General features: G+C 67.8%; 16 protein-coding genes. 8 read left to right on the forward strand and 8 right to left on the reverse strand.

What is annotated here, in order from left to right:
• The first annotated feature begins 160 nt into the window (after positions 1 to 160).
• Positions 161 to 349, forward strand: coding sequence for a hypothetical protein (locus V5F26_RS00735; RefSeq protein ID WP_234050962.1), 189 nt, complete (start codon positions 161 to 163; stop codon positions 347 to 349).
• 447 nt (positions 350 to 796) lie between these two features.
• Here V5F26_RS00735 and V5F26_RS00740 read toward each other — a convergent pair whose 3' ends face one another.
• Positions 797 to 1792, reverse strand: coding sequence for a DMT family transporter (locus tag V5F26_RS00740; RefSeq protein WP_394946675.1), 996 nt, complete (start codon positions 1790 to 1792; stop codon positions 797 to 799).
• Positions 1793 to 2144: 352 nt separating this feature from the next.
• On the reverse strand, positions 2145 to 3173 hold the full coding sequence (moaA, locus tag V5F26_RS00745) for a GTP 3',8-cyclase MoaA (RefSeq protein ID WP_394056404.1): 1029 nt from the start codon (positions 3171 to 3173) through the stop codon (positions 2145 to 2147).
• A 237-nt stretch (positions 3174 to 3410) separates the two neighbouring features.
• On the opposite strand from moaA, the gene V5F26_RS00750 reads away from it, so the two are divergent.
• On the forward strand, positions 3411 to 3821 hold the full coding sequence (locus tag V5F26_RS00750; RefSeq protein ID WP_394946676.1) for a gamma-butyrobetaine hydroxylase family protein: 411 nt from the start codon (positions 3411 to 3413) through the stop codon (positions 3819 to 3821).
• A gap of 24 nt (positions 3822 to 3845) precedes the next feature.
• Here the strand turns inward: V5F26_RS00750 and V5F26_RS00755 are convergent, their stop codons facing one another.
• The 3 genes from V5F26_RS00755 to V5F26_RS00765 form a co-directional block, all read right to left on the reverse strand.
• The gene (locus V5F26_RS00755) at positions 3846 to 5591 is read right to left on the reverse strand and encodes a formate--tetrahydrofolate ligase (protein WP_394946677.1); all 1746 of its coding nucleotides are present in this window, start codon (positions 5589 to 5591) and stop codon (positions 3846 to 3848) included.
• A gap of 221 nt (positions 5592 to 5812) precedes the next feature.
• Positions 5813 to 7009 carry a GGDEF domain-containing protein gene (locus V5F26_RS00760; RefSeq protein WP_394056171.1) on the reverse strand — a complete coding sequence of 399 codons (1197 nt, stop codon included), beginning with the start codon at positions 7007 to 7009 and terminating at the stop codon, positions 5813 to 5815.
• Between the two features lie 221 nt (positions 7010 to 7230).
• The gene (locus V5F26_RS00765; RefSeq protein ID WP_234050967.1) at positions 7231 to 7632 is read right to left on the reverse strand and encodes a hypothetical protein; all 402 of its coding nucleotides are present in this window, start codon (positions 7630 to 7632) and stop codon (positions 7231 to 7233) included.
• Between the two features lie 117 nt (positions 7633 to 7749).
• Here V5F26_RS00765 and V5F26_RS00770 point away from each other — a divergent pair, with 117 nt between their 5' ends.
• From V5F26_RS00770 to radC, 4 genes are all read left to right on the forward strand, one after another.
• Complete coding sequence (locus V5F26_RS00770; RefSeq protein ID WP_234050968.1) at positions 7750 to 8670, forward strand: diacylglycerol/lipid kinase family protein; 921 nt, start codon at positions 7750 to 7752, stop codon at positions 8668 to 8670.
• Positions 8671 to 8919: 249 nt separating this feature from the next.
• Complete coding sequence (gene sfsA / locus V5F26_RS00775; protein WP_394946678.1) at positions 8920 to 9633, forward strand: DNA/RNA nuclease SfsA; 714 nt, start codon at positions 8920 to 8922, stop codon at positions 9631 to 9633.
• Between the two features lie 115 nt (positions 9634 to 9748).
• Positions 9749 to 10576 carry a type I methionyl aminopeptidase gene (gene map, locus V5F26_RS00780; protein WP_234050970.1) on the forward strand — a complete coding sequence of 276 codons (828 nt, stop codon included), beginning with the start codon at positions 9749 to 9751 and terminating at the stop codon, positions 10574 to 10576.
• Positions 10577 to 10673: 97 nt separating this feature from the next.
• On the forward strand, positions 10674 to 11405 hold the full coding sequence (radC, locus tag V5F26_RS00785; protein WP_394946679.1) for a RadC family protein: 732 nt from the start codon (positions 10674 to 10676) through the stop codon (positions 11403 to 11405).
• A gap of 249 nt (positions 11406 to 11654) precedes the next feature.
• On the opposite strand, the gene V5F26_RS00790 is transcribed toward radC, so the two are convergent.
• The 3 genes from V5F26_RS00790 to V5F26_RS00800 all read right to left on the reverse strand — a co-directional run bounded on the left by V5F26_RS00790 (position 11655) and on the right by V5F26_RS00800 (position 14498).
• Positions 11655 to 12500, reverse strand: a complete 846-nt coding sequence (locus V5F26_RS00790) for a TorF family putative porin (RefSeq protein ID WP_394946680.1) — start codon at positions 12498 to 12500, stop codon at positions 11655 to 11657.
• A gap of 210 nt (positions 12501 to 12710) precedes the next feature.
• Entirely contained in the window at positions 12711 to 13463 is a 753-nt protein-coding gene (locus tag V5F26_RS00795; RefSeq protein WP_394946681.1) for an AprI/Inh family metalloprotease inhibitor, read from the reverse strand.
• A 78-nt stretch (positions 13464 to 13541) separates the two neighbouring features.
• A complete protein-coding gene (locus tag V5F26_RS00800; RefSeq protein WP_394946682.1) occupies positions 13542 to 14498 on the reverse strand; it encodes a 2-hydroxyacid dehydrogenase in 957 nt (318 codons plus the stop codon).
• A gap of 283 nt (positions 14499 to 14781) precedes the next feature.
• On the opposite strand from V5F26_RS00800, the gene V5F26_RS00805 reads away from it, so the two are divergent.
• Both V5F26_RS00805 and V5F26_RS00810 read left to right on the forward strand, forming a co-directional pair.
• A complete protein-coding gene (locus V5F26_RS00805) occupies positions 14782 to 15282 on the forward strand; it encodes a TIGR00645 family protein (protein WP_234050975.1) in 501 nt (166 codons plus the stop codon).
• Positions 15283 to 15528: 246 nt separating this feature from the next.
• A complete protein-coding gene (locus V5F26_RS00810; RefSeq protein WP_234050976.1) occupies positions 15529 to 15669 on the forward strand; it encodes a DUF3096 domain-containing protein in 141 nt (46 codons plus the stop codon).
• The last annotated feature ends 118 nt before the right edge of the window (positions 15670 to 15787 follow it).

The following is a 15787-nucleotide window of genomic DNA, read 5'->3' on the forward strand; positions in this document are numbered from 1 at the left end:
CATCGTGATTTCGCCATCCGCGCGCTTCACGGTGGGCCTTGAGACGATGCGGCGCTGGATGCGGTGCTATAAAGGTGCGCCGGCTCCGGAACGCATCCGCGATTGGAGCGCCACCGGCAGGGTGCCGGGGCTTGCGGCCGCAGTGCTGAGGAGAATGCCCGTGCCCCCGTGGATCATCGTCGCTCTGGGAACCCTCGGCGCCGCCGCGCTGGCCAAGGTGATCGCCGCCGAGACGCGCAAGGTCAACGACCGCATGGACCGGCAGCGGGCCGCCGAGGACGGCGAGCTGAAGACCATTCCCCTGGTGCGCGACCCCGTGACCGGAGACTATCGCCCGCGCCAACCCTGAGTCCCCACGACCGGAGCGCATATGCCGAGAGGCTCCGCGCTCCCGGCCCCGGCTCGGCTCCCGGCCCGCCTTGGCTCAATCGCCGCGCAGGGGAGGCTGAGCCCTTGGCCTGACGCGTGACCTGCCGAACCCTGGGCGTGATTTGAGCCTTGGTCGCGATCGGAGCCTTGGTCGCGATCGGAGCCTTGGCCTTGATTGACGCTTGACCTTGATTTGACTCGTCGCCGTGACCCGAGCTTGGCCGTGACCTGAGCTCGTCCGCGATCGGAGGCTGGGCCGCGATCGGAGCCTTAGCCGTGACCTGAGCTTGGCCATGACCGGAGCCTTAGCCGTGACCGGAGCCTGGGCAGCCCGGCGCGGCGGCACATCTGGCTCGTGGCGCTCACACCCATGACGCACGCGCAGGAGCGTCAGCCTTGTGCGCATCAGGCCGGTGGCCCTCCGGCCTCAGTCCTTGGAAGGAGCGCAGGCGACTGCCGCGCCCAGGGTGGCGTTGCCGCAACCGGAAGCGGCGCGGCGCGCCATCACGCTGCGCCGATGCTCGGCCGTGATGGCGTAAAGCCCCGCCCCCACCACCAGCACCATGCCGATGCTGGTCCACGCATCCGGCAAATCGCCGAACACCAGGAAGCCGGAGACGAGCGCGCCGAACACCATCAGGTAGCGCAGCGGCGAGACCGAGGCGACCGGCGCATGGCGGAAGGCGAACACCAGCAGCAGCGTGCCGGCGGCGAAGGCCGCGCCCGCCAGCAGCACCAGCCCCACCGCCTGCAGGGACAGGCCGTGCCACGACTCCCACAGCGCGAACGACCCGGCGCTGGCGATCAGCACGAAGGTGGACGACACGCCCACCACCGAGCCCGGTATCTCCATGCCAATGCCCCGCGTCATCACATCGCGCGCCGCGCCGCAGAAGGCCGCGAGGGCCGGCAGCAGGGCCACGGCGGAGAAGGTGGCGGGATCCGGCCGGGTGACGATGAGCGCGCCGCAAAAGCCGATAATGATGGCGCACCAGCTCCGCCAGCTCACCTTTTCACCCAGCATGGGCACGGCCAGCGCCGTCGTCATCAGCGGGGCGACCATATAGATGGTGGTGGATGAGGCGATGGGCATCACCGCCAGCGCCGCCACATAGATGAAGGTGGTGAGCGCATCGAGCCCCGCGCGCGCCAGCACCCGCGGGCGCAGCACCATGGGCAGCGCCGCCAGGTCGCCGGCACGGGCCACCAGCGCCAGGATGATGGCGGCCGAAAGCAGGGTTCGCAGGAAGATGGCCTCGCCCAGGGGGATTTCCCGCACGGCCATCTTCAGGCAGGTGTCGTTGGTGATGAACATGGCCATGGCCAGCGCCATGGCGATCACGCCCTTCACCGCCATGCTGGCCGCTCCGGATTTGCCCGGCGCGCCCGATGGGCCTGTGCTGACACCCGTCCCGTTCGTCATGTCTCGCCTCTCACGCGGCCTTCTGCCGCGCGCAAATCATGGGTCTCCGCGCCCGGGCCCCGTCCCCCGCCGAGATGCTGAGGGTACGGCCCCGCACCCACGGCGACAGCTGCGGGCGCGCCCGGCACGTTCAGGCCAGAGCCTCCGGCGCCACAGGCAGCCTCCGGGCCCCCGCAGGGCCAGCGGGAGCCGGCGCGAGGGGTGGATGGGCTGGGGTGCTCGGATACGTTCTATGCGTCGTATTAGCCCATCGGCGCTGCACCGCAGCGCGCGGAATTCTGGCCCCTTATCGGCCAGCCTTGCGCCGGACGCATGGCGGCGCCACCGTTGCGCCGCAATGGCAAATGGAGGGTTAACCGCCCGTGGTGCTCATGTGGCGCTGCACCGCCGGGCCATGGGCGCGATCGATGACGAAGTCGTGGCCCTTGGGTTTGCGGAAGATGGCGGCGTCGATGGCCGAATTGAGGGCCTCGTCCGAGGCCGAGGCGCGCAGCGGCGCCCGCAGGTCCGCCGCATCCTCCTGGCCGAGGCACATATAGAGCGTGCCCGTGCAGGTGACGCGCACCCGGTTGCAGCCCTCGCAGAAATTGTGGGTGAGCGGGGTGATGAAGCCGAGCCGCCCCCCGGTCTCCTTGACCTCCACATAGCGGGCGGGCCCGCCGGTGCGATAGGCGATGTCGGTAAGGGTGAAGCGCTCCTCAAGGCGGGCGCGCACAGTGTCGAGGGGCAGATACTGGTCCACCCGGTCCTCGCCCGTATCGCCCAGCGGCATCACCTCGATGAGGGAGAGGTCGTGCCCCTCGCCGTGGGCCCATTCCATGATGCGGGCGATCTCATGCTCGTTCACGCCCTTGAGCGCCACGGCATTGATCTTCACCTTGATGCCCGCCGCCTTGGCGGCCGCGATGCCGTCCAGCACGCGGGAAAGGTCGCCCCAGCGGGTGATGGCGCGGAAGGTGTCCGCATCGAGCGTGTCGAGGGAAACGTTCACCCGCCGCACGCCGCAACCGGCCAGGTCGCCCGCATAGCGCGCGAGCAGCGACCCATTGGTGGTGAGCGTCAGCTCGTCGAGCCGGCCGGTTTCCAGATGGCGCGAGAGGCTGTGGAACAGGGTCATCACGTCCCGCCGCACCAGGGGCTCGCCACCGGTGAGGCGCAGGCGCCGCACGCCGCGCTGCACAAAGGCGCTGCACAGCCGGTCCAGCTCCTCCAGGGTGAGAAGGTCCGGCTTGGGCAGGAAGGTCATATGCTCGGACATGCAATAGACGCAGCGGAAATCGCATCGGTCCGTCACCGAGACCCGAAGATAGGTCACCGCGCGGCCGAACGTATCCACCAGCGGCCCCGCCTCGCGGCCCGCCGCCACGCCGGGCCGGTCCATCAGGTCTCTCGACACAGCACTCACCGTCGCGCTCACGTCGCCTCTCTCCTGGCCATCCACCCCACGCACCCCGACCGCCGGCTTTTCGCCGATCTCACGGGAGCCCGTCGCCGCCTGCGGCAGCGCGCGGACTTCGGCGCCCGTTCCTTATATCGTATGCAACAGAGCCATGAACAGGGATGCGGGCGCACAAAGCCGTGCCCGTTGGACATCCCACCCAGACAGGGAACATGCATCGTGACCGAACAGATCACCCAGCAGGAAACGCCCCTCGCCGCAGCCCCGCAGCCCGTGCCGGCCGCCTGGCCCAGCGAGATCCGCCTTGCCGCCGACAAAAGCGCGCTCGACATCGCCTTTGACGATGGCGCCCGCTTCTCCATTCCCGCCGAGCTGCTGCGCGTGGAAAGCCCCTCGGCCGAGGTGCAGGGCCATGCGCCCCATGAGAAGATCACGGTGGCGGCCAAGCGCGCCGTGCGCATCACCGGCATCGAGATGACCGGCAATTACGCCATCCGCATCACCTTCGATGACGGCCATTCCACCGGCATCTATCCGTGGGCCCTGCTTTACCGCTACGGCCGCGACCAGACGGCGCTGATGGCCGCCTATGTCGACGCCCTCAAGGCCCGCGGCCTCTCGCGCGACTGACCGTCCGGGCCGCGCCGGACGACCTCAGGACAGGCCGGCGATGAAGCCGTCGGGGGCCACGTAGATGTGCTCCGACGCCGGGTGGGACGGCAGGCCCGGCATGGTCATGATGTCGCCCGCATAGGCCACCACGAAGCCGGCGCCCGCCGACAGGCGCACGTCGCGGATGGGCAGAGCGTGCCCGCTCGGCGCGTTGCGCAAGGTGGGGTCGGCGGAGAAGGAGTATTGGGTCTTCGCCATGCACACCGGCAGCCGGCCGAAACCCGCCGCCTCGAACTCCCTGAGGCGGTTGGTGGCGGCGGTGGAGAAGTCCACCCGGCCGGCGGCATAGATCTCCCGCGCCACGGTCTCGATCTTCTCCTTCAGCGGCATCTCGTCCGGGTAAAGGAGGCGGAAGCTGCTCGGCCGCTCGGCCAGGGCCTTCACCGCGCGGGCGAGCTCCTCGGCGCCGGCGCCGCCATCGGCCCAGTGGGAGCACACATGCACCTCGACGCCCATGGCCGCGAGGGCGCCGCGCACGGCCTCCACCTCGGCCGGGGTGTCGGTGGTGAAGCGGTTGAGCGCCACCGCGACGGGCAGCCCGAACTTGCCGAGATTCTCCACATGGCGCTTGAGATTGGCGGTTCCGGCCAGCACCGCCTCGACATTCTCCGGGCCCAGCTCCTTCACCGGCACGCCGCCATGCATCTTCAGCGCCCGGATGGTGGCCACCACCACCGCCGCCGAGGGGGCAAGGCCCGCCTGCCGGCACTTGATGTCCAGGAATTTCTCGGCCCCGAGATCGGCGCCGAAGCCCGCCTCGGTCACCACATAATCGGCCAGGGCCAGGGCGCTCCGGGTGGCCATCACCGAATTGCAGCCATGGGCGATGTTGGCGAAGGGGCCGCCATGCACCAGAGCGGGCGTGCCCTCCATGGTCTGCACCAGGTTCGGCTGGAAGGCGTCGCGCAGCAGCGCCACCATGGAGCCGATGCCACCCAGCTCTTCTGCGCTCACCATGCGCCGGCCGCGCGTCTGGCCCACCACCATGCGCGCGAGGCGGGCGTCGAGGTCCTCCAGGCTGTCGGCCAGGCAGAAGATGGCCATCACCTCGCTCGCCACCGTGATGTCGAACCCATCCTCGCGAGGGAAGCCGTTGCCGGGGCCGCCGAGGCCGATGGTGATGGAGCGGAGCGCGCGGTCGTTCAGGTCCATCACCCGCCGCCAGACGATGCGCCGGGCGTCGAGATCCAGGCTGTTGCCCCAATAGATGTGATTGTCGATCAGCGCCGAGAGCAGATTGTGGGCGGCGGAGATGGCGTGGATGTCGCCATTGAAGTGCAGGTTGATGTCCTGCATGGGGATGATCTGCGCCCGCCCGCCACCGGTGGCACCGCCCTTGGCGCCGAACACCGGGCCGAGGGAGGGCTCGCGCAGGCACACGGCGGTGCTGGCGCCGAGCCGCGAGAGGGCGTCACCGAGGCCGATGGTGGTGGTGGTCTTGCCCTCCCCCGCCGGCGTGGGGCTGATGGCCGTGACCAGGATGAGCTTGCCCTTGTGCCCGCCCACCGGCGTTGCGGCCGGCTCCCCGTCGGCTCCCGCCCCCGCGCCGGCGTCGAGATCGGCGATGAAATCGAGAGAAAGCTTCGCCTTGTGCGGGCCGTAGCGGAAGATGGCGTCGGCCGGAATGGAGAGCTTCGCCGCCACCTGCTCGATGGGCAGCGGCGTCACGCTCGCGGCGATGGCGGCATCCGAGGCCGGGTCGATGGGGCGGGCGGTTCTTTGGTGCATCGGTCGTTTCCGGGGCGGCAGGGCGAGCCGACCCTAATGCACCCTTCGCTTCTCCCGCAACGCGGGATGGCGCCTCCAGGCACCGAAATCGCGCTCCGAAGGCGCGAAATGCACATTCGGATGGGCTCGAGGACCCCATCCTGCGCCCATTTCGGCCGCCCCGTGGCGAAAATCCGCCTTCAGCGTCTCCCGAGCCGCCTCCGGGAGCGAGGCCCCGGCGGCTAATCCACCGGCACCTTTTGGTCGAGCAGGCAGCGGTCGCGGCCGGCGCGCTTGGCGGCATACACCATGAGATCGGCGCGGTGGATGAGCTCGGCCAGGGTTTCCGTGGGCCCGGCCTGGGCGACACCGAAGCTGGCGGTAACCGCGCGGCCATCGCTCAGCTCGTCGAAACGGGTGGCGCGCAGGACCCCGCGGACCCGCTCGACAATGGCGAGGGCCGCCTCGCCCGAGGCGCGCGGCAGCAGCAGGACGAATTCCTCGCCGCCGAACCGCGCGGCCACGTCCCAGTGTCGCAGCTCGCTGGAGACGATGTCCGAGAACTGCCGCAGCACCCGGTCACCCACCGCGTGGCCGAAGGTGTCGTTGATGGATTTGAAGTGGTCGAGATCGCAATAGGCCACGCTCAGCGGCCGCATGCCGGCATTGTTCCAGAGCGGCGTCGCAACGAGATGGAATCCGCGCCGGTTAAGCAGCCCGGTGAGCGTATCGGAGCCGCTCTCACGCCGGAAATCCTCGATCACGTCCAGCGCCACCGCCACGAACAGCATGAGCGCGATGAGAAGGCCGCTGATGAACACGCTGAAGTTCATCACCTGCCAGAACGGCGAGGACGAGAAACCCTTGCGCATCTCCACCGGATCCGCCCCCGCGGCGATCAGGGCATCATAGCGGGCGAGATCCCCTGCGATGGGCGCGGTGAGAAGGGTGCGCACGAAGAAATGCAGACCGAAGACCAGCAGCACCCAGAAGAAGGATTGATCCAGAAGCCCCCTGCGGGTGCGAAGGCGCAAGGCCGCCAAGGTCACCATGAACCCATAGCCGAAGTTCTGCACGTAGATGCGCAGCAGAAGGCTGCGGTCCACATAATAGAAATAGGTTGTCAGTGCGACGACGGCGAGGGCCAGCGCCACCGTCAGCTTCTCCTGTCCAGGCTCCTGGAAGCGCAAGCTCACCCCCTTCACCAGAAGGAAGATGCAAAGCGTGTAGATGACCGTCGAGATGACCGAATTCAGCCCCGGATCCCGCGGGATGAACAGCATCTGCGTCAGCGCCGCGAGCGCGTAGCAAAGGAAGGCGAACGACAGCACCAGGATGTAGAGCCGCTCGCGCCTATGCGTCCAGACACCGAAATAGAGCGCGGAAAAGAAGAAGGCGACAATCGGCCCCGTGTAAAGATAAAGGCCGCCGCTGGCCATGTTCTCCTCCACACCCCAATGTGCCGCCGCTTGAGCTGCGGTCCTTTCCGCCCGAAACGACTGTGCCTGCACTGCCCGCCGCCCCGACCGGCGCGGAGGTTAGCGCGATCCGGCTACGGCGTGCAGTGGCTTTGCATCCGGAAACGGAGGAAGCCGAGGCCCACCGGTGAAGAAAAGGCTCCCGGACCACCCCGCCGCGCGGGTCGCTGGAAGGCGCGGCCTCAGCGCCGGTAGAGCCAGATCCGCAATTCGTCCTTCAGCCGGCGGAAATCGTAGAAGGTGAAGGCCAACAGCGCCGTCGCGCACAAAGCCAGCACCAGCGACACCGCGCCCGGCCAATCGAGGGCGGAGGAGCAGAAATCATAGACCAGGTAGGTCAGGAGCAGGGTGACCGCGAGGGCCACGCCGAAATAGATGCGCGCATCGAGCCGTGCCAGCGCGATGCCCACGCCCACCCAGATGACGACGGCGATCAGAATCGCCCAGCCCCAGCCCAGCCCGAACTGGCGCGCCACGAAATTGCCGCCGGCGGCGCACAGCAGCACGAAGCCGACCAGCAGCAGCAGGCCCGCCCGAAGGCGAAGGATGGAGGCTTTTCGTGCTCCGGTCATTGGGCTGGACATGGTGCATCCCTTGCGATGAAAGCGAGCCACTCCACATGGGGGACACCAAGGCGGGAATCCAGCGCGAATTCCCGCTGCAAAGTCCTTTTCGGCGCGAAGCGGCCCGGGGAGCCTACGATGCGGCGAATGCTGGTGGTACTCAATGCCAAAGCCGGCCGGGTGCTCGATCTCGGCGCCGAGCCCGTGCGCCGGCAGGTGGAAGCGGCCTTGACCCGCGCCGATCTCGACGTTCAGGTCGTGCTGGCCACCGGGGAGGAGATGTGCCGCCAGATCCGCGAGGCGCCCGCGGCGGGCCATGACATCGTGGTGGTGGGCGCCGGCGACGGCACCCTCTCCTATGCCGCCTCCGTTCTGGCTGGAACCGACACCGTGCTGGGCATCCTGCCGCTCGGCACCATGAACCTGCTTGCCCACGATATCGGTCTGCCCCGCGACCTCGACGGGGCGCTCGCCGCCCTCACCGACGCCCACCCCATGCGGATCGACCTCGGCACCATCAATGGGCGGCCTTTCCATGGCGTCTCCGGCGTCGGCTTCTTCAGCCAGATGGCGCTGGCGCGCGAGCAGGCGCGCGAGCATCATGGGCGCGTGGCGGGCTGGCTCATTGCCCTGGCGAAGGCAGCCTTCCGGGCCGGGCGTTTTTCCCTGGAGCTGGAAATCTCTGGGGTTTCCCATCCGGTGGAGGCCTATGCCGCCCTTGTCACCGTCAATGCCTTCGACGCGCCTGGCCTGCACCGTTCAAGGCTCGATGGCGGGGAGCTTGAAGTGCTGGTGGCGGAAGATCGCGGCACCCTGGCGCGCCTGAAGGCGGGCGCGGACGTGTTGGTGGGCGCCTGGCGTGACAATCCCGCCATCCATCGCTTCACCAGCCCACGCCTCACCATCCACGCCCGGCGCAGCCGCGCCTGGGTCGCCACCGATGGCGAGGCCACCCGCGAAAGCCTGCCCCTGCGTTATGCCATCGCCCCTGGTGCCCTGCGGCTGCTGGTTCCGCGCGGCGCCGCGCAATGGCGCCATCACGACGAGGAGATCACCTAGAGCGCCAGCGGGTGAAGCGGCACCGGCGCGCATGAGGGAGCCGCGTTAAAACAAAGGGATCAGCAGCTTCTCTGCTTCCATGAGAGGCGAAGCGCGTCGGCGCTGGGCCCCTCCGGCAGGAACAAGATCCCGAAATCATCGCTCCACGCGGCGACTGCGGATATGCTCGCGTCCCCATCCTCAGCTCACCGTGCCCATGCCTTCCGCCCTCGCCCTCTCCCGCGCCACTCCCGTTCGGGCGGCAGCGTGATGAATTTTCCGACCCCGCTCATCCCCGCCCGCCTGATCCGTCGCTACAAGCGCTTTCTGGCCGATGTCACGCTGGAAGACGGCACCGAGACCACGGTCCACGTGGCCAATTCCGGCGCCATGACCGGCCTTGATGCGCCCGGCAGCCGGGTCTGGCTCTCCCGCTCCGCCAATCCGGCCCGCAAGCTGCCTTTGAGCTGGGAGCTGGTGGAGGCGGATTTCGGTGCCGGGCCGGAGCTCGTGGGCGTCAACACCATGCACCCCAATGCCCTGGTCGCCGAGGCCATCGCCGCCGGGCAGGTGGATGGCCTGCGTGGCTATGGCGGGCTGCGGCGGGAGGTGAAATACGGCCACAACAGCCGCATCGACATCCTGCTTGAGCAGAACGCCCGCCCGGCCTGCCTGGTGGAAGTGAAGAACGTGCACCTGATGCGCGCCGCCGGCGCCGCCGAGTTTCCCGATTGCGTCACCGCGCGCGGCTCCAAGCATCTCAACGAGCTGGCCGCCCAGGTGCGGGAGGGGCGGCGGGCGGTGATGGTCTATATCAGCCAGATCGGGTCGGCCCGCTCCATCGCGCTCGCCCGCGACCTCGACCCGGCCTATGGCGCCGCCTTCGATGCCGCCCGCGCGGAGGGCGTGGAGGTCATCGCCCTGTTGTGCCGCATCACCCTTCAGGGCATCACCGTCGCGGGCGAAATTCCCATGCTCGGATGACCTTCATGGAGGCACAGCGCTTGCTTTGGCGGCAAGTTGGCATAAATCTTGGGGGATATATCCGATACGACAGACGCGGCTGCGCCCTGGCGCCGGCCAGCGATAAGGCAGGACCATGACCTATGTGGAGGCGGCGGACGCGCCGCTCAGAAAGACCGGACACATCAAGCTCTACGGCCCGGAAGGGTTCGAGGGCATGCGCAAGGCCGGTCGCCTCGCCGCCGAGATTCTCGATGCCATCGCCGAGATGATCGGCCCCGGCGTGACCACCGCCGCCGTGGACGACCTGGTCTATGAGTACGCGGTCTCCCACGGCGCCTATTCCGCCACTTTGATGTATCGCGGCTACCGCTATTCGGTGTGCACCTCCATCAACCATGTGGTCTGCCACGGCATGCCCAATGCCAAGCCTCTGCGCGAAGGCGACATCGTGAACGTCGATGTCACCATCGTTCTCGACGGCTGGTACGGCGATTCGAGCCGCATGTTCGCCATTGGCGAGATCCCCCGCCGGGCCGAGCGGCTGCTGGATGTGACCTACGAATCCATGATGCGCGGCATCGCCGCCATCAAGCCTGGCGGCCATGTGGGCGACATCGGCGCCGCCATCCAGGAATTCGTGGAGCCGCAGCACATGAGCGTGGTGCGCGACTTCTGCGGCCATGGCGTGGGCCGCGTGTTCCATGACGAGCCCAACATCGTGCATGTGGGCCAGCGTGGCACCGGGCCGGAACTGGTGCCCGGCATGATCTTCACGGTCGAGCCCATGATCAATCTCGGCCGCCCGCATGTGAAGGTGCTCTCCGACGGCTGGACCGCCGTCACGCGCGACCGCTCGCTCTCCGCCCAGTTCGAGCATGCGGTGGGCGTGACCGAGACGGGCGTCGAGATCTTCACCCTCAGCCCCAAGGGCTACCACAAGCCCCCCTACGCCACCGTGTAACGGCGGCGCGCCCCAAAGCGGGGACGCGGCCCGCGGCGACGTAGCCCGGCTGCGGCGAAACACGCACCATCGGGATGGATCGTTTCGATCCATCCGCATGCCTGGAGTGGCGGGGAAGGAACCCATGGCGGAAGAGCCCGACGGTGGCCTGAGCGAGGCCCCGCACTTCCACGGCCATCGCGATCGCCTGCGTGCCCGCTTCCGGGAGGCAGGAGCGCAGGCGCTCGCGGATTACGAGCTCCTGGAGCTGATCCTGTTCCGCGCCATCCCCCGGCGCGACGTCAAACCCCTTGCCAAGGCCCTGGTGGAACGGTTCGGCTCGTTCGCCGAGGTCATCACCGCTCCCGCCTCGCTGCTGGCCCAGGTGCCCGGGGTGAAGGACGCCATCATCACCGAGCTGAAGCTGGCGGAAGCCGCCGCCCAAAGGCTGGCCAAGGGGCAGGTGAAGCGCCGCCCCGCCCTCTCCTCCTGGAGCGCGGTGATCGATTATTGCCGCACCGCCATGGCCTATGCCGAGCGCGAGCAGGTGCGGGTGCTGTTCCTGGACAAGCGCAACCAGCTCATCACCGATGAGGTGCTCCAGACCGGCACGGTGGACCACGCCCCGGTCTATCCGCGCGAGGTGGTGAAGCGCGCCCTGGAGGTCTCCGCCTCGGCGCTGATCCTGTGCCACAACCACCCCTCGGGCGACCCCACGCCCTCGCGCGCAGACATCGACATGACCCGCAAGATCATCGATGTGGCAAAGCCGCTCGGCATCGAGGTCCACGACCACATCATCGTCGGCAAGGATGGCCACGCCAGCCTCAAGGGCCTGCGCCTGATCTGACGCCTTCGCCAAACCTGCGGCAGCTGCGCCCCCAAACGCCTTTTGCCTTCGGGCGCCCTAACGGGCCCGCCGCGCCTTCGCTTGGCCCGAGGGGCGTGGGCGCACGTATGTGCCAAGTCAGCCCCGGCGTGCCAAGTCGACCCCCGGCTCGTGTGGAATAACCCCATCAGCTCAAGACGCCAGGGCCCCAAAGAAAAAGGGCGCCGCGCGAGTGCGCGACGCCCCTCATCCGTCAGATGACGGAAGATATCACTTCAGCTTGCTGAAGGCGGTGTCGAAGGAGAGCGAAGCCACGTAGCGATCGCCGCAGGCGTTGGTCGCGCCGCTGACGAGGCCGCACTGATAGCCGCTCAGGTCGCTGTCATAGTAACGCAGGTCGAGGGTGGCGGCCTTGTAGGTGAAGCCGAGACCGACGTTCCAGGTGGTGTAGTCGGGCATGGTGTAGTTGTTCCACGCCACATAAGCGGTGGTGGTGCCGAGCCACTGATAGCCGAGCTCACCCGACACGTAGAAGCCGACGTCCTGCACCGGGCTGTACTTGCTGAAGTCGAGCTTCAAAGTACCGGACAGGTAGGTCTCGCTGGCGCCCGAACCGGCGTAGCTGTCGCCGTAGTACACGTTCGCGCCGACAGTGATCATGTCGTTGAACGCGTAGGTCGGCTTGAAGTAGATTTCCCAGTAGTTGTAGTCCGTGTCCTTCCAGGTGTCCGGCCAGGGCAGACCGTTCGTGCCACCCGGATACGCGTAGTACACGAAGCCGGCGTCGAGGGTCAGGCCACCCCAGGAGTGACGCAGGCCGGCATAAAGGTCGATCTCAGCCGAGCCGGTGGACAGGAAGGAGACGTTCGAAGCCCAGATGCCGGCATAGAACCAGTCGAGAGCCTGGAACTCGGCATAGCCCTGAACGGCCGCGTTGCCGTTGGTCTGGGTGATGCCGCGGAACACGTAGTCGGTGGTCAGCTTGGTGCCGAAAGCGATGTCCCAGGCCGGGGCCGCAGGCTCGGGTGCCGCAGCCTTCACCGGATAGGACAGATCGGCCGCCGAGGCGGCTCCGGCGAACAGCATGGACGCGGCGACCAGTGCAATCTTTTTCATATGTATGTACCCCAGCAGAGATTTAAGGAGATAAAAATCAACTCTGCTGCGAAGTCCAATACGAAAAAAAAGGCATGTCGTGCTTCCGTTTTAGGCAAACCCGCATGAATGCTGGATTTCTGTGTTGCCATTCGGCAACGCTTAGGGCCGAACTGGAATTCAAGCATCTTCCTGACAGGAAAACCCGCAACCCAGCATGCCCCAAAACCGTCACGGACGCGTCATGAGAAGGGGCCGATTTCGCTCCGGGACCCGCGCCCAGGTACCGTCATCCTGCCGGGCGAAGCGAATCGTTGTCCCGGCGGCAACACCTCGGACCAGGATGTTGCCTCCGGACAATTCCCAGCTCGAAGCGCCGAAACGGGTCAGGATCTCGTCGCAGTCCGGCGCCACCCGCAGCCGGTAGCGCCCCTCGGCGGCGGGCGTCTCCTCGAAGGTCCAGCGGCACACCGGCGCGGCCCCGCGCTCGCGCGACAGGAGCCACTCCCCCATGACCTCCTCTGCCGTCGCCGGCAGCGCATCGGAAGCCGCAGGCGGACCGAGGAAATAGACGCCATCGCCCTCCCTCAGCGCCTCGAAGCTGCCGCCGGTCGCCTCGGTGAACTCGGCCACGAGCCCGCCCCGGGCATTCAAAAGGCGGATCGACCCGGAAGCGTCGGGGATCCATGCGGTCACCTGCGGAATGAAGGCGATGGCCGTGCAGGCCGCCGGGTCGAGCTGCACCGCCAGCCCCGCGCCGGCGGGCTCCTGCGCCAGGGTCAGGTCGCAGCGGCGCTCGCCATCGGCGCTGGTGAGGCGAAACGGTCCGGCAAGGCGAGCCGCCATCTGGCGCGCGGCGGCGTCGATCTTCGCATCCGCGACCACCGCTCCGCCTCCACCCGGGGCCTGCGCGAAGGCCGCCCCCGGAGCCCACAGCGACACCATGGCGAGCAGCGCACCCGCGCCCATGGACCGAACCGGCATCGCAGATCTCCCCTCACGCCCGATTGAGCGCATTGTCCGCCCGGCTCGGGCCGCGTCAATGGCGCGGCCCACCCTCTGTCAGCGACGCGGCCAGGGCGTCTCGGGCACCGGGGTGAGCGGCCCCCTGCCCTCGAACCACGACACCAGATTGTCCACCACCAGCTGCCCCATGGCCGTGCGCGTGTGGACGGTGGCCGAGCCCACATGCGGCAGCAGCACCACATTATCGAGCGAGAAGAACGCCTCGGGCACATGCGGCTCATGGGCGAACACGTCGAGCCCCGCCGCCAGGATGGTTCGCGCCTGGAGCGCCGCCAGCAGCGCCGCCTCATCCACCACGGAGCCGCGCGCCACGTTCACCAGCACCCCCTGCGGGCCCAGCGCGGCGAGCACCTCGGCATTCACCATGTGGCGGGTGGCCGGGCCGCCCGGCACGATCACCACCAGCGTGTCGACCGCGCCAGCCATGGCCATGAGGTCGGGGAAATGGGTGTAGGCGAGGTCGGGCACCGGCCGGCGGCTGTGATAGACGACGCCGACGCCGAACGCCTCCAGGCGCCGGGCGATAGCGCGGCCGATGCGTCCCATGCCGAGCATGCCCACCGTGCGCCCCCGCAGGGTTGCGGTGAGGGGAAACGCCCCCTTTACCCATTCGCCCGCGCGCACGAAGCGATCCGCCTGGGGCAGGCACCGCACCGTGGCCAGCAGCAGACCAAGGGTGAGGTCCGCCACCTCCTCGTCCAGCACGTCCGGCGTATGGGTCACGACGATGTCGCGGGCGGCGGCGGCCGCCGCATCCACCGTGTCATAGCCGACGCCGAAATTGGCGATGATCTCCAGCGCCGGCAGGCGATCCATCAGCGCCCCGTCCACCCGCACGGCGCCGCGGGTGGCGATGGCCCGCACCGACGCGGCATCGAGCGAATCGAGATCTGCGAGCGGACGCAGCGTGAAGCGCCCCGCCAGCTGCGGCTCCACCACCTGTTCCATGACCGGCCCGGTGAGCAGGAGGGTCGGGCGAGCAGGCGTGGTCATGGCGGCGGTCTCCCTGGATCAGGCCCCGTTCCACGGAATCGGGGTCATGCCGAACCTTATTGAGCTGACGCGGCGTCCGCGCGCGGAGCTGTGTCCGCGTCGCGCAACAGCGCGCCGGCGACGGCGCGAACCTGTTTAAGACCGCCATCGGCCGCCCTCAAGCGCCGCGCGGCTTCCCCTGCGAAGCTTTGCCCGCTTGCCGCAGCGCCCGGGCCATGGCACCGGTTAGGCGTTGCACAGACGCTTTTGTAAGCGACAATTCTTATTGAGGCAGGAGGTGGGGATGATCGAGCGGCTGATCGAATCGATTCTGTTCCGCAGCCGCTGGATCATGGCGCCATTCTATCTGGGGCTGGTGGTCGCGCTGTTCGTGCTGCTGTTCAAGTTCGGGTCGGAGGTGGTGCATTTCGTCACCCACGCCCTGGGCGCCAGCGAGAGTGACACCATTCTCGGCATCCTGGCGCTGGTGGACCTGACGCTGACCGGCAATCTGGTGCTCATCGTCATCTTCTCGGGATACGAGAATTTCGTGTCGAAGATCGACCCGGCCGGCCATCCCGACTGGCCGGAATGGATGACGCGCGTGGACTTCACCGGCCTCAAGCAGAAGCTGCTGGCCTCCATCGTCGCCATCTCGGCCATCCAGCTCCTGAAAGCCTTCATGGACCTTCCCAAGGGCTACAGCCAGGACACGCTGACCTGGCTCGTCATCATCCATGTGGTGTTCGTGGGGTCGAGCCTGCTGCTCGCCTGGTCGGACAAGCTCTCCGGCAACAAGCACTGAGAACCATCATGCGGCAGGGGAGAGCGGCGTCCGCGGAGGCCGCCTCCACACTGGGCTGAAGAAATAGGCACGCCTTCATCTTCAGCAGAACAGGGCCTTTTGCAATGCAACGGGCTTCCCGTCGGCGCCAAGGCCGGGCCAAGCCCGCCGTGGAGCGAAAATCTAGCGAGCCGGCATCGCATCTCACCTTGAGAAATCCTGCGTGAGGGTGCAGAACGTTGCGCGCCCGGGGGTGGAGCGTTCACAATGCATTTCAACATGGTCATCATTCAGCCGGCGGTGGCGTTGATCGCAGGCGTGCTGATCCTTGTTTTTCCCCGCCTTCTCAATGTGCTGGTGGCGCTCTACCTGATCCTCGTCGGGCTCACGGGTTTGCTGGGCCAATAAGGATTTCGCCCAAATAACGACGAAAGGAGCGCCCTAGAACCTGCCGGTGCGGTTGATGCCTGTTGCACTGCGAGCTAAAGCATCCGCCCATCCAGCAAGTCCCGCGCCCCTCCACAAG

This window comes from Xanthobacter variabilis, from assembly GCF_043831965.2.
Lineage (GTDB): Bacteria > Pseudomonadota > Alphaproteobacteria > Rhizobiales > Xanthobacteraceae > Xanthobacter.